At 39.5% G+C, this 26154-nt stretch carries 21 protein-coding genes; 1 reads left to right on the top strand and 20 read right to left on the bottom strand.

Annotated features, from left to right (window positions below):
* Positions 1-9 precede the first annotated feature (9 nt).
* From AB986_RS04660 to yneA, 8 genes are all read right to left on the bottom strand, one after another.
* The gene (locus AB986_RS04660; RefSeq protein ID WP_048309695.1) at positions 10-720 is read right to left on the bottom strand and encodes a cytochrome c biogenesis protein CcdA; all 711 of its coding nucleotides are present in this window, start codon (positions 718-720) and stop codon (positions 10-12) included.
* Between the two features lie 110 nt (positions 721-830).
* Complete coding sequence (locus AB986_RS04665; RefSeq protein ID WP_053216039.1) at positions 831-1730, bottom strand: M15 family metallopeptidase; 900 nt, start codon at positions 1728-1730, stop codon at positions 831-833.
* 114 nt (positions 1731-1844) lie between these two features.
* Positions 1845-2072 carry a YneF family protein gene (locus tag AB986_RS04670; RefSeq protein ID WP_048309696.1) on the bottom strand — a complete coding sequence of 76 codons (228 nt, stop codon included), beginning with the start codon at positions 2070-2072 and terminating at the stop codon, positions 1845-1847.
* A 92-nt stretch (positions 2073-2164) separates the two neighbouring features.
* Complete coding sequence (gene sirA, locus AB986_RS04675) at positions 2165-2608, bottom strand: sporulation inhibitor of replication protein SirA (protein ID WP_048309697.1); 444 nt, start codon at positions 2606-2608, stop codon at positions 2165-2167.
* A 157-nt stretch (positions 2609-2765) separates the two neighbouring features.
* Complete coding sequence (locus tag AB986_RS04680) at positions 2766-3050, bottom strand: HesB/YadR/YfhF family protein (protein WP_048309699.1); 285 nt, start codon at positions 3048-3050, stop codon at positions 2766-2768.
* A 122-nt stretch (positions 3051-3172) separates the two neighbouring features.
* The gene (locus tag AB986_RS04685; protein WP_048309700.1) at positions 3173-3409 is read right to left on the bottom strand and encodes a DUF896 domain-containing protein; all 237 of its coding nucleotides are present in this window, start codon (positions 3407-3409) and stop codon (positions 3173-3175) included.
* 66 nt (positions 3410-3475) lie between these two features.
* A complete protein-coding gene (locus tag AB986_RS04690; RefSeq protein WP_048309701.1) occupies positions 3476-4126 on the bottom strand; it encodes a YneB family resolvase-like protein in 651 nt (216 codons plus the stop codon).
* 3 nt (positions 4127-4129) lie between these two features.
* Entirely contained in the window at positions 4130-4450 is a 321-nt protein-coding gene (gene yneA / locus AB986_RS04695) for a cell division suppressor protein YneA (RefSeq protein ID WP_053216040.1), read from the bottom strand.
* A gap of 154 nt (positions 4451-4604) precedes the next feature.
* On the opposite strand from yneA, the gene lexA reads away from it, so the two are divergent.
* Entirely contained in the window at positions 4605-5225 is a 621-nt protein-coding gene (gene lexA, locus AB986_RS04700; protein ID WP_048309702.1) for a transcriptional repressor LexA, read from the top strand.
* Positions 5226-5302: 77 nt separating this feature from the next.
* Here lexA and AB986_RS04705 read toward each other — a convergent pair whose 3' ends face one another.
* From AB986_RS04705 to AB986_RS04760, 12 genes are all read right to left on the bottom strand, one after another.
* Positions 5303-6592 (bottom strand): C15 family peptidase, encoded by a 1290-nt coding sequence (locus AB986_RS04705; protein WP_053216041.1) that lies wholly within the window; start codon positions 6590-6592, stop codon positions 5303-5305.
* A gap of 229 nt (positions 6593-6821) precedes the next feature.
* Positions 6822-7361, bottom strand: a complete 540-nt coding sequence (locus AB986_RS04710) for a dihydrofolate reductase family protein (protein WP_236690307.1) — start codon at positions 7359-7361, stop codon at positions 6822-6824.
* Positions 7362-7377: 16 nt separating this feature from the next.
* Positions 7378-7842, bottom strand: a complete 465-nt coding sequence (locus AB986_RS04715; protein WP_048309704.1) for an NUDIX hydrolase — start codon at positions 7840-7842, stop codon at positions 7378-7380.
* Between the two features lie 112 nt (positions 7843-7954).
* Entirely contained in the window at positions 7955-8323 is a 369-nt protein-coding gene (locus tag AB986_RS04720; protein WP_048309705.1) for a hypothetical protein, read from the bottom strand.
* A gap of 620 nt (positions 8324-8943) precedes the next feature.
* Positions 8944-13665: a DEAD/DEAH box helicase gene (locus AB986_RS04730; RefSeq protein ID WP_048309707.1), complete on the bottom strand. Its 4722-nt coding sequence runs from the start codon at positions 13663-13665 to the stop codon at positions 8944-8946.
* Positions 13666-13964: 299 nt separating this feature from the next.
* Positions 13965-14216: a phage holin family protein gene (locus AB986_RS04735; protein ID WP_048309708.1), complete on the bottom strand. Its 252-nt coding sequence runs from the start codon at positions 14214-14216 to the stop codon at positions 13965-13967.
* A 12-nt stretch (positions 14217-14228) separates the two neighbouring features.
* A complete protein-coding gene (locus tag AB986_RS21065) occupies positions 14229-15236 on the bottom strand; it encodes a peptidoglycan recognition protein family protein (RefSeq protein ID WP_053216042.1) in 1008 nt (335 codons plus the stop codon).
* A gap of 4 nt (positions 15237-15240) precedes the next feature.
* The gene (locus tag AB986_RS04745; protein WP_048309709.1) at positions 15241-15612 is read right to left on the bottom strand and encodes a hypothetical protein; all 372 of its coding nucleotides are present in this window, start codon (positions 15610-15612) and stop codon (positions 15241-15243) included.
* 61 nt (positions 15613-15673) lie between these two features.
* The gene (locus AB986_RS22235; protein ID WP_161797330.1) at positions 15674-15844 is read right to left on the bottom strand and encodes a hypothetical protein; all 171 of its coding nucleotides are present in this window, start codon (positions 15842-15844) and stop codon (positions 15674-15676) included.
* A 12-nt stretch (positions 15845-15856) separates the two neighbouring features.
* Positions 15857-21649, bottom strand: a complete 5793-nt coding sequence (locus tag AB986_RS04750; protein WP_048309710.1) for a phage tail spike protein — start codon at positions 21647-21649, stop codon at positions 15857-15859.
* A complete protein-coding gene (locus tag AB986_RS04755) occupies positions 21650-23113 on the bottom strand; it encodes a phage tail domain-containing protein (protein ID WP_048309711.1) in 1464 nt (487 codons plus the stop codon).
* Between the two features lie 4 nt (positions 23114-23117).
* Positions 23118-26105, bottom strand: coding sequence for a phage tail tape measure protein (locus AB986_RS04760; protein ID WP_048309712.1), 2988 nt, complete (start codon positions 26103-26105; stop codon positions 23118-23120).
* Positions 26106-26154: the final 49 nt, after the last annotated feature.

A 26154-nucleotide genomic window follows, 5' to 3' on the forward strand; every position in this document is an offset into this window, starting at 1 on the left:
CTTTCCATCTTAAAATCCTTGGAATCCATTAAAGAGGTTATTCACGAGAAATGATGTGAACATTGTCATAAAGTTAAAGTATAACAACACACCCATTACAATCATTAAATACCCGCCAGCCTTCATAATGAACCGGCTGTTTTTCTTAATCCATTGCATTCGTCCAATAAAAAAGGAAAGAATGAAAAATGGAACGGAAAAACCAAGCGTGTACGCTACCATGTACAATAAGCCAGCATCTGGATTCGAAACACCAAGGGCAATGACAGCTGCGAGGATTGGTCCTGTACAAGGTGTCCAGCCTGCTGCAAATCCCATTCCAATTAGAATAGAGCCTATAAAACCAGTCGGTCGGTTCCGAATCGTTAAACGCCTATCTTTCATAAGAAATGTCGGTTTCCAGAATCCCACTACAACAAGTCCAAACACAACAATCAAAATAGCTCCTACTTGACGCAGTAGTTCTTTATATTGGATAAACAAATGTCCGATGAATGTTGTAGACATGCCCAGCACGAGAAAGATGATTGAGAATCCAATTAAGAAGAAAATCGTGTGAAAGATCGCTCGCCGCTGCATCATTCCACCATCTTCTTTTAAATCGTCAACTGACACACCTGTGATGTATGAAATAAACGCCGGATAAAGCGGCAAGACACACGGTGAGATAAACGATAGAAAACCGGCACCGAACGCTAAAAACAAGTTCAAATCTGCCATTGCATTACTCCTTGTCTAATGCACATGGTCATTATAGCATGTGCATGTAGTTACCATTCCAACCTTTATTGTAATTGAATTTGTACGTTCATACTATGAACATTCATCAACTATTTTGTATTAGGAAAGAATTCTTCGAGCGTATTCCCTGCTTCATGAATATCTTGTGCTGCTTCTTTCCCAACATATCGAACGTGCCAAGGCTCGTATTGATAACCCGTTATCTCTTCTTTCCCTTTTAAGTAACGAACAACAAACCCATAGTTATGCGCATTTTCAGCAACCCATTGTCCTTCAGGTGTGCTTCCAAATTCTTCAGTTAATGAACTACCAAGGGATGGCGTACTAATATCCATCGTTAACCCTGTTTGATGTTCACTCTGACCGGCCTGAGCACTAACTTGATTCGCTTCTTCTTCGCCATAGCGATCAACATTGTAAGCAAATATCGCTTCTTGGCGATCATAAGAGCGATAACCGGAAACAGCTTTCAACTCATGACCTTCTTCTTCAGCAGCTACAAACATCTCTTCAAGCGCCTTCGCTGCTTCTTCCACCATTAATCTCTTCGGGTCACCTTCTGGAGCATAGAAAGCTACATCAGGTTCAACTAAATTCTCCGGTACAAAGTCTGCAGGTAAATTGCGTTCCTTGTTGGCAACAACGTAGATACTACCTGGATTCGTTACAGTGCGTTGTCCATCGTTTTCTTCTATGGTTTCAGCCATTGTTGGATAGGCACTCTGCTCACTTTTATCTTCACTTTGCTTTTCTTCAGTTTGATCTTCGTTCTTTTTGGCATCATCCTGATTGCCGTTAGTCTCTTGATCTTCATTCTTTTTAGTGTCTTCTGGATTGTTATTTGCGCTATTGTTCGTTTCGTTAGATGGTAAATTCGTTTGATTCTCATTCGCCGTCTGCCCTGGGTCTTGATTGGCGTCATTTGCTTGACACCCAGCAAGAAGAGCAAGAGATAAGCCACTTGCAATAAATAGATTCTTCATCGTCATATCAACACTTCCTGATTGTTTTATAGTCTAATCTATCATACCATCTAACCATTTAGACCCGTCAACCAAAATCAACCCATAAAAAAAGCACTCTGCTATCAGAGTGCCCGTGCTTTATTTATCGTTTGTATTCATTTGACTATTCATAGCCTTCATCATCTGATTAATCTTCTTCTGAGAAGGTTTTTGCCCCATCTGCATCATCATAACACGCAGCATGTTCTCATTAATTGGGGGATTCTTCTTTAAATAGTCCATCATATACTTGCGGGCAATAAAAAAGCCAAGTGCTACTCCAGCAATCAACGCTAGAACGCCCACAATCGTGTACATCCACCACATTCTAGATTTCCTCCTTATTCTTTCTCTTCCAATAGTGTACTACAACCCGTAATGATTATACAATAACGACTACTAAAATAGTAGGAGTTTGTTTAAACTAGTTTCTGCTGTTTTATTGGGTTAAGCCAGCCATATCGACCAGATTGGAAGTCAATCGCAAAAAAAGAAGGAGTTAATTTCCGAATCACTTCAAAAAAAACGGTCTCAGCATCGTTCGAACCGCTAGAATATAAATTAAGTTTTTCACGCCTTACAAATAAGGAAGCATCACTCTGTGATTGTTTAATCGATAGCCTATGGCCGTCATTTCTGAATTCATAGGTACGAAAACCACCTAATTCATTCACAATATACTTATTCAGATCCTCTTCACAAACAGGCTCGGTAATAAAACTAACCTGTTTATCCAAAAGCGATTTTTCTTCTACAAATAAAGCACGCTTTCTTTCAGAGAATAGGTGATACAAAAGGGTTTCCTTACCAGCATATTCAGAAGCGACGTCTTGCTTAATGAAATACATTTCATAGTGCCTCATACACTTCCCCCTGTCACACAAAGCATGATTATGAAAGATAGTATACACGACTCTCTTTAAAATCGTTGTCTATGCATGTAGCACGTGTCCACTAGTTTTGTCGAAATCAAAAAAAGCCTGTACTATAACATATATGTTATAGTACAGGCTTTTAATGCTATGCCATGCTCGGCAAGTCGCAAAGAACGCCGCCACAGCTCTCATCATAATCAAGCTTCATTCGATCAACAAACCACTGATCATCCGGTCGTACAAAGTAAGTAACCCCACCAATTTCTTGCTTATAATCTTCATATGAAGGCCGATCTGACATAACACCAAGGGAAAAACCGCCACTATCTCCGCTTCCAGCATAGCGCACAAACAATCTCAAGCTATCTCCGTTCCCAAGTTCCATTTCATTCTTATAAAATTCTGCAGCTGAGTCAGTTACAACAAACATCTTATCCGCCCTCTCCGTTTTTTGTATTAGTACATCTTGTTATAGTACAGTATAACGAAAATTCAAAAAATTGCAACCATAAAAATAGCCTAATTTTGCTTTTCGCAAAATTAGGCTATTTTCTACTGAAGAAAGCGGCGGTTTTTCTTGCTTTCTTTTAATTTATTAGGTGTCACGTCATTACCTTCTTCGTCCACTACTTTTATGGAATTCAACTGGTTGTCAAAAGAAGAACGTAGACTCTTCAGGTATTCCTGACGAAGATCTTTCTGTTCTTTCTTTTCGGCTTCCGTTAATGACGACTCTTTGGATTTACGTGACAATTCGTTAATTCTTTGGATTTTATCTTGTGAAAGCATGTTATATAGCTCCTTTATAGCAACTTGTATCTATAATGCTAACGTAAATGTTGCACATAGACAAGTTTAGTGCCTTTCCGTTTGCTGGTCAACATACTCTTGATAACGCCTATGTACCGTTGCTTTAGAAGCATTATGACCAAACCCTTTTAATGTTGCAGCTATTTCATTAAATGTAAGTCCTCGGTTGCGAAGGTTCACGATTTCCTCAATTGGAATTTCTACACGCTCTCTTCCACCGTTAGTCTGATGACTAAGGTTACGCTGTGGTCGATAGCCGTCCTTCACAGCTTTGTCCATGCCACGTTTAATTTTTAAATTGTGGAGTTTCCTCTGAAACTCTTCAACAATACTCACAATTTCAAGCACCATTGAATCAGCTTCAGACAGTTGCAATTCACCGTTTTGATTTACCGTATAAATCGTGCCTCCATATTTATGAACTGAATGTAACAATGCAATTTTGGCATTTCCTCTTCCGAGTCTTGTTTCATCTTGGATTAACAATGCTTCGGCATATCCTTCTTTCAACAAATCTAGCACCTCAAGTATGCCATCTCGATCAATTTCATACCCGCTGTGCTTTTCTTCGATCATTTTATATACCGTAAATCCCGATTCTGATGCAAATCTCTGCAGTTCTTCCTTTTGTCTTGTAAGTGATGATTCCTGTGCTTCTTTCTTTGTACTTACCCGACAATAAATAATGGCGTTCATTCTTTATTCTATACCCCCAAGTGCGGTAGCGTTCGCTTCAACAGGGATGATGAGAGTATCTCCTGCTGTAATTTTGTTTGCATTAATGCGATTTACTTTCTCAACCCAACTGATAAACTTACGATCAGACAAATCATGCGCATTACGATACTCTTCCGCAAGTTCACTAACAGTATCACCTTGCTCCAATTCAATGGTCGTGTAACGATCATATTCATCAGCTGCAGCTGTTCGCAAAGACATGAACACAATAATTAACACAGCTACAAAAGATATAATGACAAGAAAATCAATTCCAGACAAGCCCCCAGCTTGCTTTCTCATCCCAATCACCCCATATACGAATATTTGTTCTGTTTTTAGTATAATCAGAACCCCTGTTCGTGTCAACTGCTATCTTCGAACTTATGTTTGTATGCGAACAAAAATTCTGGTATACTAGTAACAAATAGATAGATTGGAACGAGGTGCCAGAAATATGAAACTATCAAATCGTCAGCAGGACATTCTGGACTTTATTAAAGTCGAAGTAAAGCAAAAAGGTTATCCACCATCTGTTAGAGAAATTGGCGAAGCCGTTGGACTTGCCTCAAGCTCAACTGTCCACGGCCACTTGGCAAGACTCGAGAAAAAAGGGTACATTCGTCGCGATCCTACAAAGCCAAGAGCAATTGAAGTGCTTGGTTTAGAGGAAGCGATTGATATTCCTCGTCAACACACTGTAAACGTTCCTGTCATCGGTAAAGTTACTGCAGGTCAACCGATTACTGCAATTGAAAATGTAGAAGAATATTTCCCACTTCCTGAACAATTTGCACAAGACGAAGAGCATACGTTCATTCTTGTTATCGAAGGGGATAGCATGATTGAAGCTGGTATTTATAACGGAGATATGGTTATCGTCAAACAACAACCAACCGCAAACAACGGGGACATTGTTGTTGCGATGACTGATGAAGGTGAAGCAACCGTAAAACGGTTCTTTAAAGAAAGCAATTACTTCCGTCTTCAACCGGAAAATTCATCAATGGAGCCAATCATTCTTGATTCTGTTTCCATTCTTGGTAAAGTTGTTGGTGTCTTTCGTTCATTACACTAGAAGCGCTGTGTGCGCTTCTTTTTTTGCATAAAAACAGAGAGGAAGCCGAATGCCTCCTCTCTGTTTCATCTCGAGTATTATTTCTCTGCAGCCTCAGCTGCGGCTGAAACCAATTCAACGGTTTGGTCAACAGTGTTTCTACGGAAATTTGTAAATTCATCAGTTATATAAATAGTTGTGTCATCAGGATAATATTCCTGTGCAGCAACATGCAAATGACCACCAGGAATATCGTACGCTCCAAGACCAATTCTCACACGATTTGATCTATACATACTTTCATTTGATAAGTAGCTTCCACCACCGCCTTTACGTGCTTTAGATCCTGCGGTAGGACCACCATCATGACATTCGTAAGGCTGATCCCGATACTCAGGAGCTAGCCATTCGCACACCTCATCATTTCGCTCAACTGGCCAAGGTTCAGTTTGAGCAGCAATCATCTCATCATATGGTAGGGTTGTTTCTATAAATTCAGGCAATTTCTCAGGCATTTCCCAATCATTTGCCGTCGGGATTACCTCTGATCGATCTTCCAAGTTGTTCCCTACACCCGTATGCCATCGCCCAGCAAAGCCTTCAATAGCCATTACACGTGGGCCTCCCTGGCTGATCGTCATCATCAAGTCGACCTGATTTTTATTTTCTTTTAAATAAGGTCCAAATGTGTCTTCCACAATCCCTTCTTCAAAATCATCCCAGCGCACTGGAAAGTTCGCTGTTTGAATGAACGCAGGCCCCTCATTTGTCAAAATCATTTTGCCATCAAGCTGAAGCGCAGCAGCACCGGATGGATTGGATCTTCTGAATTCCTGTTCGAGACGGTAAGGATCAAAACCACTAACAAGAATACGCTTTACACCTTTACCCTTTGGAAAATCAATGGATGTAATGCCTCTCGAAGTGTACTCAAGCTTTTTCATCAGCTTTTCCCGCTCTTTCTCAGATACCGTGTAATCAGGTTTCCACTGACGTAAAGCAGAAGTCATATGTAGTCGTGTCCAATATAACGGACGATCATCATACCGATCAAGATCACCTAATTTTGGTTTTTCTCCTTGGGCACGAGCTACAGCAGTATTCCATAATTTTGTTCCGTGTTTTTCAATTGCTTTCTGAGCTTTTTTAATGTTCTTTGCTTTACATAAATCTTCTTTAAATTCGTCTGCGAATTCGGTGAATTCTGCATCACTCATTAATTGTTGAGGTATTGGTGCTCCATCTTCAATACGCTGTTCCTCAGGCGTTAAAGGAATATCAGAATCATAGCAACTACTCTTCGCACTCCCAACAGTCGGCATAAGAACAAAAGGCAATACACCTATAAGTAATAGAGCAATGCCCCACTTCCAATTTGTTTTCTTCATCCATCAATTCACCCCTTCTAGTTGAAACTACACTCCTATTGTAGATAGCTAGAGGAATAATTTTCAAATAATTATAATAATAGGAAGTGAAATTGATTCTATGGAATCAGATGAGTTCTTAAATACGCTCCAAATCGAGACTTTCTCCCCATACCTTAAGACCGGTAAAGTGATGACATGTCCAAATCGTTATTACTATTAAAAAAACCTATCCTGATCAGAATAGGTGTTAATCGTTAGCTTTTTTTATTGAATAGTGAAGCTGTGCGAACTGTCCATAACGACGAACGTCTGTTAACTCAAGATTATGCTCCATCTTACTGTTATTAAACAATGGAATGCCTTTTCCAATTAACGCAGGCGCTATCGAAATAATGAACTCATCTATAAGATTATTCTGCAGAAATTCGTTAATAATCGCCCCACCACCTACGAGCCAAATCGTTCCACCATCAACCTTTTTTATCCGATCGATGAGAGTAGAAGGTTTTTCGCTCGTAAAAGTGATATCTGATGTGCTCTCTTCAAGTCTAGAAGTATAAATATAGGACTGCTTATCTTCATATGGGTACTTCCCTTCTACTTGTTCCATCACCCAGTCGTACGTTCGACGGCCCATTATAACCGTATCGACCGTATCATAAAACTCCCCGTACCCAGCGTCACCTTCTGGCTCTGATCGAAACAGCCAGTCAAGCGAGTCATTTTCCGTAGCAATATAGCCATCCACGCTTGTAGCAATATAGACACTTACCTTTCTTTCACTCATTATTTACCTTCCTTCCTTAACCAATTATCGGTTGTTCTTTATGCTGTAATAAATCGTTTATCATTATACGATGCTCCTGAAACAGGTTTTCTGGAAGTTCATTTAGGTGAAAAAACGCTATATCATGGGATTCATTATCTTTCTTTAAAACCCCTTCATACTTATGACAACGAAATAGAATTTGAACAGGTGAAACCTGATCTCCGTTGGCAAATTGCTTGTGTTTATCAGGACCTGAGTAAATCCCAAACAACTCCATATCTTTTAAAGTAAGTCCCGTTTCTTCGAACACTTCTCGTCGAGCTGCTTCCTGAACAGATTCGTTTAAGTCCATAAATCCACCTGGTAGTCCCCATGACTCGCTATCTGTTCTGAGTTGTAGCAACAATCGATTTCGATCATCAAACACCATGGCCCCCGCTACGACCATAATCACTTTTTCGTGACCTACCATTGAGCGTAAATGCTTTATATAATCCATAATCACCCTCCCTCTTCGTTTGTAATGAAGCTATTGTATGTCGATTAAGACGGAAAATAATTAGTAAAGTTCAAAGCAAAAATGAGAACGACTATCCCAAAAGAAATGACAGCTACAGAAAAAAAACGTTTATGTATTTCATGAAAAAACGATCCAATAGGAAAAATGAAAAGGCGATAGCTAAAGTGCCTAGGCCAAAGACTAATCCAGCCAAAATATGTAATAACGCCGCTAGGTATACTTCTGGAATTCGCGTACGATCCGATATTATTGAAGCAAACATGTCGCTTAACAACGATGCCCAAATGCCATAAATAGAAATGGCTACAATAACAAAAAAGTACATATGATTTACACCAGCGAAGTATGCTAGGTCAGGGTATGAGAATTTTGAAAGCAGAAGTGAAAAAATCACAATAAATGCAGCACTGACAGCTAATTTTCTTTGATAGATGTTTTGTAATGAGTGTTGCATAGACAAGCTAAAACCACCTTATAAAAGTTACAATTCTGGTGTTGAGTTGAATTTTACAGACCAAGAATAAAGTATAAAATCTAATCTATTTGGTGGCCCCCTTCTCATTAAGCAGTATTGAAAATGTCATGATAGGATTAGTTCGACATTTACTATTCTCAATAAGTTTACATAATATTATTATGATTCACTTGTTTGATGTATTCCATTTATATTAAAGAAGATCCTCACTAGTTTTAATAGTTTTACGCACGGTCTTCCATAGCAAACCTCTCTTGCTCTATTAACAATACCATATTTGACTTAATTATATGTTAAATGAAAAACCCCTTAGCACATTACATGCTAAGGGGTTTTTGAATATTAGTAAGTCGTCATATACTGCTCACGTTCCCAAGGGTGTACTTGTGTACGGAACAGAATTTATGGTTTATAATCTGGTTCCACATAGTGAAAAACCCTTTATTTATAAGACTTTTGAGAAAATAACTTTTAAATTTAATGCTATTATATGGTTTTTATTTGGTCATTTTTTGGTCATAATTTTGGTCATAATTTGGTGAGGTATCCTAAAGAAATTTTTATAATAATCAGAAGCCCCTACATTTAAATTGCATTTTTACTTTCTAATCCTCTAAATTTTCCAAAGGAGGCAAACTATTCACCAAATCTACTGTTTGAACTGACACATTAATTATACTAAGCACTAAATTAAATATATACTTTTTATCGTCTGAGTATTGATTAGGATCATCTTTAATTCCTGAATTTTGATCAGCTTTTTTAAATTGGTATTGATTAATAATCCACTCTATTGCAGGACGACCATTTACCGTATATTTAAATGCTTTTTCTGGAATGTTCGAAATATTAATATCGGAATTAAATATTATTGAATCTTTAATATTCTTTTTTGAAAATTTCATTTTTTTAACTTCATATGAAGGCTTCGTTGACTTATATTCAATCTCAAGTCCTTCATATGGCGGTACATTTTCATAATTCAAATGAAGTTCAACCAATTTTCTACCTACTTTTATAAATTCCTCTTTTTTCTTTAAGATAGGTATCCGAGGCAAATCTTTCTTTAAATCATTACCATATTTTTCTTTATATTCATTTGAATTGAGCACTGCATATACATAATAGAATACATCCTCTAAATTCACACCTAATTTTCCTGCAATTGTCTCAGAAATATTACTATTTTCTTTAAACAATACATTTTTAGTATGATTAGATTCAAAAAACCCTTGCCCCGAATCTTGAAAATGTAGATTTGGGATACAATCTGTCACTAGAGCCGAAAAAGGTCTTCTAGCACCTACACCTGTAATTACTATTATTCTATTATTTCCTCCCATTATATCTTTTAACCGACCAGGCATCTCAATGATATTTTTATTATGGAATAGCCATTTTTTTGTAAATGGTCTATAACTACTTAAAATTAAATCATCTCTATCAAGATCAATTTTTTTATTTTTTAATAACAAATTATTCAATCCTCTTGTCCACTTAATAAAATCTCCATTAAGATTTCGAGCAGCAAGTTTCTCATCTTTATCCTTATATTTAGTAAGTCTTTCTACTTCATAATTATAATTTCCGATCATTGTAGTAGCATTTTTTAGTACCTTATTCCTGTTAAACCCATATACCCATATATCCCTATTTGTGCTAACCCCTATTCCCTTATCATAAAAGTAATCTAACATTGATGGAAGTTTATCGTAATCAACATTTCCTTTATTTATCCAATCACCATTATCATCTGGAATAATTTTTTCCCATTCAATTTGTTTTATAGATTCTTTATTACACAGGGTTTCGAGTTTATCTTTTGTAGTTAAATACTCCCCTATATCATAATAGTAAATGTTTTTTTCATTTGAAGCATCTTTAACTAATAAACATATAGCTACACCTGTAACTATATCAAATACATTTCCTCCTTCCTTTTTAGCTTCATCTCCTATTCTTCCCTTGGTACCTCCTCTGAGGTTAATAACATAGATATGGTTAAATTCATTATACAAACTCTTCCTTATACCATCTGATGAAGTTTTATCAATGTATCCGTTAGCAGTGATAAACGCGATTACTCCTTTGTTAGAAACCCTATCGGATGCCCAGCGAATAGCCTTAATATACGAATTATAATTAGATTTTTTAAGAGAAGATAAAGAATTCTTTGCGTAAGTTTCATCAATTCTCTTCTCTAAGTAAGGGTACTTAATGTTTATGTTATTATCATTTGCATTTGTTTGTCCTATAGAATATGGTGGATTTCCTATTATCGCAAAAACTTCTTCACTCTGTTGTCTTTTTAACCGCTCACTATTTTCACTGAATAGCTCATCCATAAAAGAGTTAGTATTTTCTGTACTATCAAAAGTGTCTGTTAATACTATTCCATTAAATGGTTGATATTCTTTATTTTCTTCTTTCATTATCGAATGGAATGTTTCCTCAATATTTATTGCAGCAATATAATAACTCAATAAAACTATTTCATTTGAGTGTAATTCATTCATATATTTACGTAATAGGTCTTCTTTATTTATTAAACCACTTTGTAACAATCTAACAATAAATGTACCCGTCCCTACAAATGGATCAAGGATATGTACTCCTTTGTCACTGAGTGACTTTCCAAAATGTTGTTTTAATACTTCATCAACGGAATTAATTATAAAATCTACAACTTCAACTGGTGTAAAAACAATACCCAATCGTTCTGTTGTTTCTTTAAAACCAACTTTAAAGAACTTGTCGTACAGTTGAATGATAATGTCTTGTTTAGCTTTAAGATTATCAATACCCTGCGCACGAATCCGTACACTCTCATAAAAGTCTTCTAATCGTTTTTGTTCTTTCAACAGCCCCTGATTATCCATAACTTTCAAAACAGCATCCATAGCACGTGAGACAGGATTATCATTAGCAAAGCTGTACGAATCAAATAATGCTTCAAATACTGGTTTTGTAATCAAATGTTGTGCTAACATTTCAATTGCTTGTTCGTCTGAAATAGCCCCATTAATGTTCCTGCGTAGCTCTGAAACAAACTTTTGGAACGCTTTAAATGCCTCACTACTCGTATCTTCCAGCATGACATGTATACGCATCATATGGTTTTTGGCAATTTCAGCAACGTCTTTGGACCACTCTTCCCAATAGCGTACATTCCCGACTTTCTTTACGATTTTCCCATAAATTGCTCGTTCAATGTCAGTGAATTCTTCTTCATCAAGTCCTAGCGATAATTGTTCTGTCGCTGGTTCCGCTACTGTAAATCCTCCTTCACTTTCGTCTGGAGCAGAACCTACTCCAATAACTTCTAACTGTTCAGGTTTTTTATTGTTCAATTCCAATTTATTAATCGTTGAGTCAAATCGCTCATCTAATGAGCGCAATGCATTTAGAACATCCCAAACTACATTATACTTCTCATTTTTATCTAAAACCGTGTTTTCATCAACCCCCGCGGGAATACCGATAGGAAGAATGACATAACCATAATCCTTTCCTTCTGCTTTACGCATAACACGTCCCACAGCCTGTGCAATATCAATACGTGATTTACGAGGTTTTAAGAACATAACTGCATCTAAATCCGGTACATCAACACCCTCTGTAAGGAACCGTGCATTGGAAAGTATACGGCAAGTGTTTGATGGTACATCTGATTTCAACCAAGAAATCTTCTCATTTTTCTGCATTGCATTCATTGAACCATCTGCATGATCTATTTCTACTTGAAATGGATCGACTTGGTCACCTGACTCATTGATATACATATCTACAACTTCAGTGAACATTTCCTTAATCAACTTTGACTCGCGTATCGTTCCAGCAAAAGCAATCGCACGTTTCATAGGATTGGCTGAAATTACATTAGAATTACTTCTTCGCTTAACTAATCCATTCCAACAACCAATTATCTTCGTTACATCATCAAATTCAAGCTCTGTATCTTGGTTATTAGCCAACATTGTTTGAAATCGACGGGCAATTTCTTTTTCATCAACTGCAAGAACCATTACCTTGTAGTCTGACAATATCCCTTTATTTACAGCATCACCAAAGCCTATATGATAAAACTCTTTACCATAAATATCTTCATTATTCATATCAGAAATAACAATTGACATTTCATCTGCCTTTTGCTTTGCATTTTCCCCATAAATACGAGGTGTTGCAGTTTGATACAGACGTTTCTTAGCTTTAATGTTGTTATCGTTATGTACTTTCACAAAAGCACTATCATCTTTTCCTACTTCAGTTGCACCAGTTGTACGGTGTGCTTCATCACAAACTACCAAATCAAACTCATAAAAACCATTCTTCTGAGCATCCATTATTACATCAATCGACTGATACGTAGAAAACACCACTAAAAAAGCACTTTGATTATCTGCTGCATCAATCTCTTTCTGACGTTCCAATAACTTATTATAATCAGTTGTTGCAGGATAACCTAAGTCTGCTGCTGCAATATCTTCCATTTCATTTTCGCCTTTTACCTTTTTTGTAACTTTTCTGTCTGAACAGACGGCAAAAGTATCCATGTGTTCATTATATTTTGAATCAGCAGTCCAACCTCTTAAAGATTGAGAAAGTAACTGTATACTAGGTACTAAATACAATACTCTAAATATACCATCCTTCTTTTCTGCCATCTTTTCGGCAATAACCATTGAAGTATATGTTTTCCCTGTTCCTGGAGCCATAATTAGCTTTCCTCGATCAACATTATCAAATCCATTCACTACTGCTTCAATAGCTGGAATTTGATGAGGACGAGGTTGTTTAGATGATTTTAATTTTACAGTCTTCGGTTTCTCAAGTGAAAACTTACTCCAATCAATCTCACTATCACGTAATTGAGACAATCCAATTCGAGCAATGCTCTTATCTCGATTCAATAATGCATCATTTGCATTATTACTCCACTTATCCGTTGAAGTTACAATAATACCTTCTGAATAATAACTTTTCCCCACTTCGTTTAAGAAAGAATCAATATGTAATTTCTGAATTGTAGTATCCTTTGAGAAATACTTACATTGAATAGCTACCAACTCACCAGTATCTCGATACCTTGCTACTAAGTCTACGCCAGTGTCTTTCTTAGGAATCCCATATTCTTCAGGAACATTTCCTAACATCCACACTTCATCAAACAATCGTGCATACATAGGCTCATTTTTCAAATATGCTGTAACCAACAACTCAAAAAATGTTCCACGATCACGCTGTATCATATCCTTATGTTCTATATCTAAATCATGAATGATCTTATCAAATGAATTACGGATTACTTGCCCCTTTATTTCTTCCATATCAATAAATCCCTCCTAATAACCAAAGTACTATTTTCAAACTCAAGTTTATCATAATAGCTTGATTATATAGCAGGCTTTATTAATTTTTTGCAGCACTTCAAAAAGATCATTTATAACACGCGCTAGCACATGACAAAAAAAAAGAGTATAAAATCACATGATTTTACACTCTTTTTTTTGTTTTAAATTAATTTAAAATATTTTTTCAAAGGATGATACTATATTCGTTATACGTTTCTATCACTTCCATCGCTTCTATCGTTAAAAGCACATCTGGAGTATTTTGTATTGCTTTTTCAATTTGGATCTTTGGTCTGCTTAATTAACTGATGCCCTAGCACCGCAACACCTGCGGCTACAATCGCGTTTGCAAATGCCTCACCAGTAAATCCAAATGACCATGTAGCAACAATTAACGACACAAAAATAAGCACCCAGATGATGGACCAATCAGGTACTTTTGGAGTCTTCTTTAAAGCTGTGCCGATCACCCAGAGAGCAGGTACTAAAAACAAATAGTTCTCCTGAATAAACTGTTGTAATTCCATTTCACATTCCTCCTAAAATAATGTATTCCATGTATTGGGACCTACGATACCATCGACTGATAAACCATGACGTTCCTGATAATTCCTCACTTCAGAGGCAGTGTTAGGACCGTAAATTCCATCTACCCTAACCCCAACAGCTCTCTGAATCCGTTCAACATCTTTACCTCTTGAGCCATTTTTAATTAAATGACCAGGATAGGTAACAACAGCCGAACTAGAAACTGTTTTTGCTTTGGTGTATTTTTCTGCTGCAATAACTTCTTTAAGCTCGGCAAAAGTATTCGGACCAGCTAGTCCATCTTTCACCAAACCGTGATCTTGTTGGAATTTCTCAACTGCTGCTTTGGTATCTCTTCCAAATTTGCCGTCAGCACCATATTTTCCAATGTCATACTTTAGTGATTTTAATTTGTTTTGGAGATCTCTAACCTGTTCACCAGCGTCACCTACTCCAAGAACAAACTCAACAACACCTGATTTCACTTTCTCCTGTGTAGGATGGAGAATCACCTTAGGCTCAACTTGGTTAGGAGTATACGCAAGAACAGAATAAATGAAGTCGTCTCTGTTAACCCCAGTTCCTGGGCAACTCTTTGCAGCGTGCTCATTATGAAACATGATTTCAGCACCACACTCTTTAACAAGATATTGATAAACTTTCAAACTACTGTTTAATTGGGCCCCATTTAACTTGTCATGCCCATTATCAAAATTAGCCAGGTGTTCGATCATAAAGGCTCCCGTGTTATATCCCTTAATTCCTGCTGGCATGCTCCAGAAAGGACGCCCAGTCACAAACAAACCGTCTGGCATTAAAGTTAAGTGTTGACCAATATTATCCCACCCTCTCACATTCACATGGTACCTATACATACTATCCTGTAAGGCAATATGATTTTTCCCATTAAAATCACTGTGATTCGGTTTCCATGTATGGTGAACCTGTGCTCTAGAATATTTACGACCTTTCAACATTTCAATAACTTGATCAGCAGTAATAATTTCAAATTTACTCATTATTTTATTCTCCCCTATCAGTTATATTAAGTTCGCGGAAATTTTTGTGCTTCACATAATCCCAAATATCATCAAACTGATTATCAAATCGATCTTCTAGCTTCCCAACATCTTTTTGAATATTTGACAAGCTAGTATGGATATTGGCTTGCGTTCGACTGATTTCTTCTAGAGTATCGTTTGAACGACCCAGCTGAGTCATTAAGGCTGCCTCTCTCTCACGGCTGTCCTCTCTGTTTTGCATTCGTTCTTCTTTCGCGTCATTAATCAGCTGCCTAATGTAATAGAAAACAATGATCAAAACTAGAATAAATAACACTCCAAAGGTTTGATCAGATGACACGATTTGTTCTGCCGTTTTGACGCTACCTCCCATGGAATCCCCCTTTCAAGCAAATGAAAAAGAGCATGATCGATTCATGCTCTTCACTAGTTAATTATTTTTCTCTTTCCTTAGAACTCTGCTCTTTCTCTTGTCTCTCCAATCGCAGTTCTTCTTCTTTTTGCTCAAGTACGGCCATTAAGATTGCATTTTCTTGATGGGCATCACCTAGCTTTTCTTTTAAAATGTGAATGACTCGGTTCGCATCTGCTGAAACGTTACTCATGAAATTCTCTCCTTATGCAATTTTATTTTCTAAATCCACGACTTTATTGTTTAAATCTTGAAGTGCTTTCCATAATACTGCTGTCATGGAATAAGAGGACATTCCATCACCAGCTGGATCAACGACATCGGCATCAGACTCTTCATAGATCAAACCCACACGCTTTAACTCACGATCATCATCACTGTTCAAATGATAGTGATAAACCTGAGTTCTGACTACCTTCTGAAGCGCATCCCCCATATAAGGCTCTATATTTTTCTTATAAGAACGGAGAGACCCAACTTGAAAATCAGAAGCAGTCATTTTTGAATAGGCAGTATCACTTATGTTTCTTATTTGAATCGTAGACTGCGAGCTATTTAGTGATTTCATCAGTGCGTTACCAAATTGCATTGTGTGATGTTCATAGCTCGACCCGTCATGATCGAATTTAAACAAGCTTCCTCGGTTGCCATACATTCGACCCGTTCCGAGGTCCAGAACACTTGTCGCCTGGATGCCAGCTGCTTTAATTAATGCACCATCAGCACGACCGTCACCATTAAACTGAATGACAGCTCCCATGCTATATCCCCTAAAGTTCGGGTTATCGTCAGAAATCACGATGTTTTTATCACCAGATGCTAGTTCAAACACACTAGATTGCACTCTGTCTGCTACAACTAAATCCCCCGCATACTTCTTGCTATAAAAGTCAGTCCCACGTACTTCTGTTCCGTAGACTTCATCTGCGCTAATAGTTTCTACGTAGTTGATGTTCTTTGCCCGGAGCGTTCCTTTTACATCCACTTCCACGTCTCCTGTATAGGATTCAATATTAATTGCCCTTTCAGATCCACTTATGGCGTCGTTCCCAATCCGAACGTCTCCGCCATCATGCCAAACAGATCCACCTGATCCGAAGCTCCCGGTTCCGATAAGGAGTTCGCCTCCCTGTTGCGTATCCACTTTCAATGAATAGGCTGTCAGTTCACCCGCGAAATTACCTGTTGCCCCATCCAGCGTTCCGGTGAACTTGATGTCATCTGCAATGATGCTGTTGGCTTCCAGACGGTCAGCATTCAATGTCCCAGCCGTAATTTTATCGCCATGTAAGGAGTTTGAAATAATACGATTTCCATGCATCGTGCCGTACTTGATCACCCCTGCATCAAGACCAGCAGTGACGATTAGATCAGAATCAATTGTTTGCGACTGGATACGATTCGCATGAAGACTGTTTGTGGCGATTCGCTCACCATCCATCGATCCGAATTTGATCACGTTTGCATTCAAACCATTTGTTACGATTTTGTCTGTCGTGATCGATCCATCGACAATCAGTTCGGAATTTGCCATTCGATTAATACGCAAATTATCTATGAAGACGGCGTTCGTGCTTTCGTGATTGTTTGTGAATCCCAGGAAAATCTGCATATAGTACACGTTAGCTGGAACCGTGAATACTGCTGATTTTGTGACCCAGTTTGCATGTTTGCTAGACGACCATGCGACATTTCTTAGCCATGAAATATGACTCTTGTCCTTACCGTAAACACGGAATCCCATTGAAGCATAACCATCCCCATTAGTGTTCAAGTAACGCACTTCAGCAGAAAGAAAGAACTTCTGTCCTGGTTGTACCGGAATCAAACGAACCCCATATACATCTGAATTCCCACCACTACGCGCTGGAATTTCAAGGCATTTAATAGAACCATTTCCGCTACTCCATGACGACATGTCACGCACACTTCCAGCAGTATATCCTCGTGGCACTGTTCCGGTTACATCATCTTCAAAGTCAGGATTTTCTGCCAAGTTTGTAAAATCTTTAACGACTAATTGTTCAGTTGTAATTGTTTCCGCTGTAATACGCTCACCATCCATTGTGCCAAATTTAATGACACCCGCATCTAAACCAGCAGTAACAATTAGATCAGAATCAATGATTCCAGCTTTCAATTGATTTGCGGTAATCGTTTTTGAAGCGATCTGATTTGCCGTGATCGTATTTGTGTAGATGTCACCACCATTGATATACGTGGTCGATCCGTACTTCCAGCCGTCAACTAGCGACTTTGTACTAGAATACGTATCATCAGCGTGTTTCTTCGCAGCTGATTCCGCAGCGGTCGCTTTCGACGTAGCATCACTTGCAGCTGCACTGATAGCGGACGATTTAGCAGCGTTAGCTTTCTCTTGGGCGCCGGACGGTGTTTCTTTTGTGGAAGGATCGAATCCACTGTCGAAGGAAGTTCCGCTTCCAATTGCGATTCTTCGTGCATCGATTACACCTGCTCCGATTCGATCTGCATTCAGTGTACCGACCTGGATACGTAATCCTGACATTACACCAAACTTGATAACACCAGCATCAAGCCCGGCAGTCACAATCAGATCGGAGTCAATGATTCCAGCCTTAAGTTCGTTTGCTGTAATTGTTTTTGAAGCGATGGCATTCGCGGTAAGGGTATTTGCGTAAATATTTCCGCCATCGATATACGTTGTAGATCCGTACTTCCACCCACTGACCAAATTTTTTGTTCCGTCGAACCTGTTGCTGGCATATGTTTTCGCGGCTGATTCAGCCGAATTAGCCTTCGAAGTAGCGTCTGAAGCAGCTGAACTAATTGCGTCTGTCTTCGCCTGATTTGCCTTTGAAGTCGCATCGCTCGCGGCAGTGCTAATCGCAGCTGATTTAGCTGAATTCGCTTTTGACTGGGCACCTGAAGGTGTTTCTTTTGTGGAAGGATCGAATCCACTTTCGAAAACCGATCCAGGTCCGATTCGAACACGACCAGCATCCAGAACGCCGGTTTTGATTACACCTGCATCAAGACCAGCAGTTCCAATATGATCACTTGTGATGATATTTGCGGACAATTGTCCAGCACTAATCCTCCCTGACAATTCTGGAAGTGACGTTCTGGTCAACTTCACCCATAATGACCCATTCCAACGCTTCCAGACGTTTTCACTACTGTCGATCCACATGTCGCCATTACTCGGACTAGAAGGTGCAGTCGTTGATTTCGTAACCTTCTTTTCTGCATATCCTTCAGTATAGGATTTAGCTGCTGATTCAGCAGTTGCCTTTGCAGCGTTTGCTTTCGCTTGAGCTCCAGAAGGCGTTTCAGCTCCCACTTCACTCGCTGTGGTTGGGGTAGCCTTTATCCACGAAGAACCCGTATAACGTTTCCAGACATAAGGCGTTTGGGATGTGTCAATCCATAAATCATTCATGGAAGGAGTTGAAGGGGATGTTCCTCCCTGAGACACTTTTTTATTCGCAAATTCCTCGGTAAAGCTGTTGGCTTCACTCAACGCATCAGCTTTCGCCTGATTTGCCTTACTTTGAGCACCAGTTGGGGTTTCAGCACCAACTTCATTTGCTGTTGTTGGTGTCGCTTTCACCCATGATGATCCTGTGTACCGTTTCCAAACGTAAGGCGTTTGAGAAGTGTCGATCCATAAATCGTTGGCAGTCGCACCAGGTGGGGCAGAAGTTCCTTGAGATACTTTCTTATTCGCAAATTCTTCAGTAAAGGCTTGGGCTTCACTTACAGCATTCGCTGCCTTTTCAGCTGCATCTTGTTGAGCAGAGGTCACGGCATCCTTCCGTGCATCTTCGGCCTTTGATTCAGCGACAGCGATTGCATCCTCTTTCGCTTGATTAGCTTTATATTGAGCACCATTCGGCGTTTCAGCTCCCACCTCATCAGCTGTTGTCGGTGTCGCTTTCTTCCACGTCTCTCCATCCCATCGTTTCCATACATAGGGATCCACTGAAATATCAATCCAGAGATCATCATGGGAAGGGCTCTCAGGTGGGGAGGTGCTTTGTGTCACCTTTTTATTAGCATAGGTCTCTGTAAAGGTTTGGGCATCGGCTTTGGCTTGATTTGCTTTCCCAGAAGCACCATCTTTCGTTTCGATATCCTCTGCTGGAACGCCACCTACAGAATCTGTATCTTTTGCTTTATTTTCACTCGTCACGTCCCCAATCTTCACCCAATCAGACAATGAAAAAGAAGCCGACTTTGTTTTGGTCACAGTGGAACGGAAAACAGCCCCATCCTTATCCCATAAGTCGCCTTCATCATAAGGAGTATTCGGTTGTGATACGAACGTTCTTCTTTTGCTATCTGCTGTATCTTGTGCCTGTGCAGCATCAGCTAATGCTTTGGCGATGCCCTCATCCCGAACCATTAACCATGTATAGATCGTGCCATCTAATGCAAAGCGATAAGAATGACCGGTTTCAGTATTGTAAAATAAATCGCCAACATGATTCCTTTTTTCTTCATCAGTACGCCAGTCACTTGCTGGCTCATTGGATAAAGAAGGTTCATAGGGTTTAAAATGTGATTGAATTTGATTATCAATTTGAGCCTGAAGGTCGGAAATTTCCTCACTATAGAGCGTCGCATTTACATAATTCGTCAGTTGTGTATTCATATAGGCGATGGCTTCTGATTTTGCCGTATTGGCTTTCGCTTCAGCACCCTCAGGCGTTTCAGCTCCTACTTCAGCTGCTACTGTAGGGCTTGCCTTTTCCCACGCTGCTTCTGCTTCATTATAGGTTTTTACAATGTTCGGTACCTCGGTTGTATCAATCCAGATTACGGTCTGATCCTGTGGAGGTAACGCACTTCGCACTTTTCGAACCGCACTGCTCCATTTACGTTCATTTCGAAACAGCCGCTTCTGTAAATCCAGTAGTAACTGATTTGGTTTGATCTTCAACTCATGATAGTTCCCTAAAAGAAACTCATCTTCTTTGCCGGGATCATCGTACCGAAACGTTTCTAGAACACGAGCTTTCAAATAGAGAGGGGGTGTAAAACCTGTATCTTTAATGCGAACAGTGTCTCCCTTTCGCACTTTTTCATGGTCTAGATCGAACACCTTCTCCAAGGAAGCCCCCGTCACTTTATATTGCACGACACTATCAATGTGGCGTTTCAATGCCTCTTTTGTGCGTTCCCTCACGATTTCAGGTGTGAGCTCTTCGCCTTCTTCAGGTTGGACATAATAAACACCGATGTGGTGGCCACTTTCATCCCCCCATCGTTGAAAGGCGTCTTGATCTTCCACGTAATTCTTCCCACCATTGATGCCTTCAAATGTTATGAATTTTCCTTCTTCATTGGCTTTTCCAATTCCAATTAATGCCGTATAAACATTATTAGAGTCCTCGATCCGTTCCACACTCATCAGGTCTTTCGCAAGAACGATTTCTTTTCCGTTATCTTCCCCAATTCGTTCAAGGAAATCGACGTACCGACCCACGACTTTATTTCGTTGAATCACGATGCGGAAACGGATTTCCATACCAAAAAGTTCGTTTATGTGATGCAAGGCTTTCAACGCATTCGTAAAATCATTAAATTCAATGGTTTTCGCCCCAGCAAACTCAACGAGTCCCACCTGCCACCCTGTCCCTGATAAGATAAAACGAGCTGCTGTCTTTAAAGTTGCACTCGTGAGCGTAATCGGACTTAACACTTTCGCCGTACGAAGGCGCATGTGCTCCCCTTCTACTTCCACCACCTTTTCACGAACGCCATCTTTGTTCCGCTGTGTCACGCGATGAATGCGAAACGGAATAAAATAACCATCCGGGTGACTGGCCACCACCTTATTCATGTTGGTCAATTCCTGGACGTATTCATGATCGGTCACTGTTGAAAACTCGTAATAATTGGCTGCACTATTTAACTTCTCCGTATGCTTTCCTCCCCAGTAAACTGGGGTTTCTGGGTTTTCGTTCGATAAAAACCCGATGATTTCATCAAAACGATTGAGGATATGAATCAATTAAATCGACCCCTCCTTCCACTTGGCCACCACTCTAGCTGCATCTGACGGATAAACCTTCAATTCCGATTCTCCTTTTCCAATCCCAAAGAAGTTGGATGCGAGATCTTTTTGTTTGTTCATTAAAGCTCCATTCTTTTCGATCCGTGATCGTTTATGATTTAGCACAATTTGGTCCCCTGGGACTGCGATGTAAGGAATTTCTTCTTCTGTAATGCTATTAATCTTAAACACTTGCAAATGTTGCACTTGAAGCTTCGGAATGGAAAGGGTACCAAAAGCCCCTAAATGGACCTGGATTTGAGCCAACTTATCTAAATACACCTCATCTAAGTCCGTGAAAAACTCGGTTTCTCTTGCATAATGATGGTTGGAATCATTCGGATCTTGTTGAGCGATATAAGCCCGGAAACGAGCACCAATCCGCTGTAAACTTAGAAGCCCCCCTTTCATGTAGTTCCAGGTTCTTCTTCGTTCATTAATCATGTAATAGCCATCCATTAAGTTACCAGCTCTCATTTCGCCATGGTTGGACGTCACCTGTTGGCTGGTATCTTTCATCGCCATTTTGCCAATCACTTGGTTCAAATCGTCTAGAAGTGAGATTTCTACTCGCCCTACATCAAGGGGAGAAGTGCTCTCATTGGTGATCGTCGCTTCAACTCGAAAATCTTGGATGGTTTCACTCAACTCCAATTTTTGAGCCGGACCATGCCAATATGTCCCCGTCCCATAGGAACTAGCAAGTAGCCCTTTCCCGTTTGAATACATCGAACCGGCAACTGTGCCTCCTTCTATCATTGTGCCTGGCATAAAACCCGTCATATCACTACAACCATGACGCAACAAGAGCTGTTCCTTTTCCACGGATCTTTCTTTTACTTCAGTTGGTTGCCCCAATTGAATATAATCCTCAGGACTAATAATCGAGAGAAACGTTGTTGGCTTTAAGATGTCGATCATGAAGGTCGGAAAAGTCTTTTCCGTGCCATGATTGGTGATATTGGGATCAAAAGAGCCATTTGGATCATTGATCACCTGGTTCCGTTCAAGCGAATACAGAATCGGGTCCAACATCATCAATTCAATTGCACAAGCCCCATCTGAGAAAGTCACATTCTCGATATCGTATTCCCCATCTTGAATGGCAAATAGCTCACGATTGGGATTGACATCTCGAATGATCTTATACGGTTTTTCTGAGTAAAAGGTTTGGAAAATCGCATGGCGATAATAATCTAAGTCTTCGACACTATTAGTATCCACTGTAAAAGAGAGTTTGACTTTCCGTGTTTTGATACGAGAAGAAGCCAACAGAGCCCCATGTCGATTCGGGATGTCAATGGTATTTCGCTCAACATCAGGAGAAAAGATGTGAAAAGAATCAACCCATAACCCCATATCATGCATATCAATGATCTGATTGTTCACATATTCGATTTTGAAATTCAATTTACTCTTCATCTTCTCACTCCCCCAGAGCCCGACTGTTCATTTCTTCATCTCGTTCAATTTCATCTCGGACGGTATCCCATGTGATTCTTCCAACGGTTTGCCCGTCCATCACCACATCAGAAGAAGCAATATTCACTTCCACTAACTTGTCCATTACGCGATTAACTAGCCCCGTTGAAACGTTTGATAGCCTGGATTGAGCACTGGCGATCAGTTTAGCAATCTTCATCGCATGTGGTCCTTCAAACGGTACAATTCCTTCTTCTACATCCCCGAACCCAGCGTTCCCTGCCGTAAATGGTTTGGTCATGACGCCACCTGTTTTATGCCAGTTAACGTTGAACTTTGGGTATGGAACACTAACTGGTCCGACCTTCTTGGATCCCATACTGACATCGATTTTAGGAATCTTTGGTTTTGGGATGGTAATTTTCATTCGACTGAAAGCACTTTTAATGGAATCAATAATGCCGATCACTGTATCCTTCGCTGATTCAATCGGCCTCGTGATAGCAGATTTGACACTGTTAAATATGCTCGTTGCCGTTGATTTAATCGATGAGAAAATGGAACTGATTCTACTGCTCATCGAATCAAACGTAGATGTCACACGACTTTCCGCCTCATTAACGACACGAATGATGATTGATTTAATACCCTTCCAAATACTCGTGATAGTTGATTTCACTGAGTTAAAAATAGCATTTACACTGGATTTTAACGCATTGAAAATTGAAATAGCCGTACTTTTTAAAGCCGTAACGATGGAGGTAACGGTATTTTTTATAGAGTTCCAGACGGTTGAGAAAAAGACTTTGACCCCATTAAAGATCGCTTTAATACCACTAACAAATAATTGGAACAATGCTTTCACAGCATTCACATAAGCCGTAACGATAGCCACAACAGCTTTTTTTATCGCATTCCAAACCGTTGTAAAAAAGATTTTTAAGGCGTTAAAAATGAATTTAACAGCTGTTACGTAAGCATTGAAGATGGCTTTGATAACAGCAACATAGGTTGTCACAATCATGATCACCGCTGTTTTAATTGCGGTCCATATCGCAATAAGGGCTGTTTTCAGACCATTAAAGACCATGAGGGTAAAGGCCTTAATTCCGTTCCAAGTATTTAGGATAGCGTTTTTCATAAATGCTAATGTGATTTTAATCGCTACTAAAACACCATTCCAAACCATGATTAAGAAGTCTCTTATGGCCGGTAAAGCTACCGCAAGAGCTGCTTTGATTTGGGTCCATAAATTAATAAAGAAGTTTCGAAAAGCATCACTCTTATTCCAGAGAAGAACAAAAGCTGCTACAAGAGCGACGATGATTCCGATCACAATGCCCACTGGACCAGTTAGAAACAACAATGCCGTACGTAAAACATTAAAAAGAGGACCCAGTTTTGATAACCAGCTCCATATTTTTGCGAATATCGGTATTAAATTTGAAACTGCTCCTACAACGTACCCCAAAACAACAAGAAATGGACCCAGCGCTACTCCGATCATTCCAAAAATGACGGTTAATTTTTGTCCTAAAGGTGATAAACTACCAAACCAGTTTGAGACACTTTGGATCCCAGCTGTTAACTTGGGTAAGATATCTCTCACAAAACCTAGTAACACTTCCCCGAGTGGCACTAAAGCTAATTGCAATTGGTTCATGACAGCCTGAAGGTCTGTTCCAAAATTATCGTATAATGCCTCACCAGCCTTATCAGTTGCTCCTTCAGCACCCTCAAGATCTTGATTCACACTACTAAAAAACGTTTGGAATTCAGGTCCAAGGTCTTCTAATGGCGTACCAAAAGCTGCAATGGCAGCTTGATTACGTTTAGCAGGATCTTCAATTGTTGATATAGCAGACGATACGGCCATAAATGCACTTTGTGCATCTTGTCCCCCTGCATTGATATCAGATATCACTTTATCAGCATCTAATCCCATTGCATTTAAAGCGTCCTTCGTATCATCAGATCCTTCGCCCATTAGTAAGAATCCTTCTTTTGCCGTATCGGCAAGGACATCCATACTAAAAGCGCCACTTTCAGCACCGGCAATTAAAGTAGCTGTAAATCCTTCAGCATCGTAGCCTAGAGCTTTAAACTGAGGTGCATATTCATTAAGGGTTTCAAGAAGTTCATCAGAATGAGCACCGCTTTTTTGAAAACCAACTGTCATAAGGTCAAATGCCTCATCTGATGAAATGCCGAAGTTTTTCATCAACGTATTGGCTGTTTTTGTGCTTTCTCCTACATCTGCTTCAAAGGCGTCAGACAGAATAAAGGCTTTCTCTGTCGCTGCCTGTAATTGATCTACAGGAATTTCTTTCATGTTTTTTGAGACAGTTGTTACGGCAGCTGCTGCTTCATCAATATTCTCACCGAATGCATCAGCCCAAAGCGTTTCAGCAATTTCTGCAAACTCTTCTGCTTCTGATTTTGTGACGCCGAGCGAAGCTTGAATCTTCCCTTGGGCCTGATCAAAATTGTCAGCAGCTTTCATGGCCACAGCACCTAAACCTGTTAAAGCAGGGGTTACGGTTGCTGTCATGGCTCCGCCGACATTTTTCAGTTTATCCCCTTGTTCTGATATGGCCTCTGACGTTTGTCGAACAACGTCCGTTTGTTCTTGGAATTGATCGGTTGTTTCGGCTAACTCATTTGATAGACGCTGTTCAGCTGTTTGAGCACTTAATAACCTTCGAGAAAGAGCTTCAACTTCCCGAGAATTGTCTCCATACATTTCTCTAGCTCGCGTTAATTGTGTAGCAGTTTCTTGTGTTTTTCTTGATGCTAACTGTTGAGCCTGTTGAAGATAGTTCATTTTGGCCTGAAGCTTTTCCGTTGCACTTCCGTTTAATTTCAGTTGTTCAGCTTGTAGTTGATATTCCTGTCTCAGCTTAGAACTTTCATTTTTCATATCACGCATTGCTGAATTAAAATCTTTATTAAATACACTAAACTTGATTTTCGTTTCGGGGTTTCTTGCCATTCATCCACCCCCTTTCTATTGCTTTTTCGGATTATTGGACCAAGTATCA

This window comes from Guptibacillus hwajinpoensis, from assembly GCF_001039475.1.
Classification (GTDB): Bacteria; Bacillota; Bacilli; order Bacillales; family Guptibacillaceae; genus Guptibacillus; species Guptibacillus hwajinpoensis.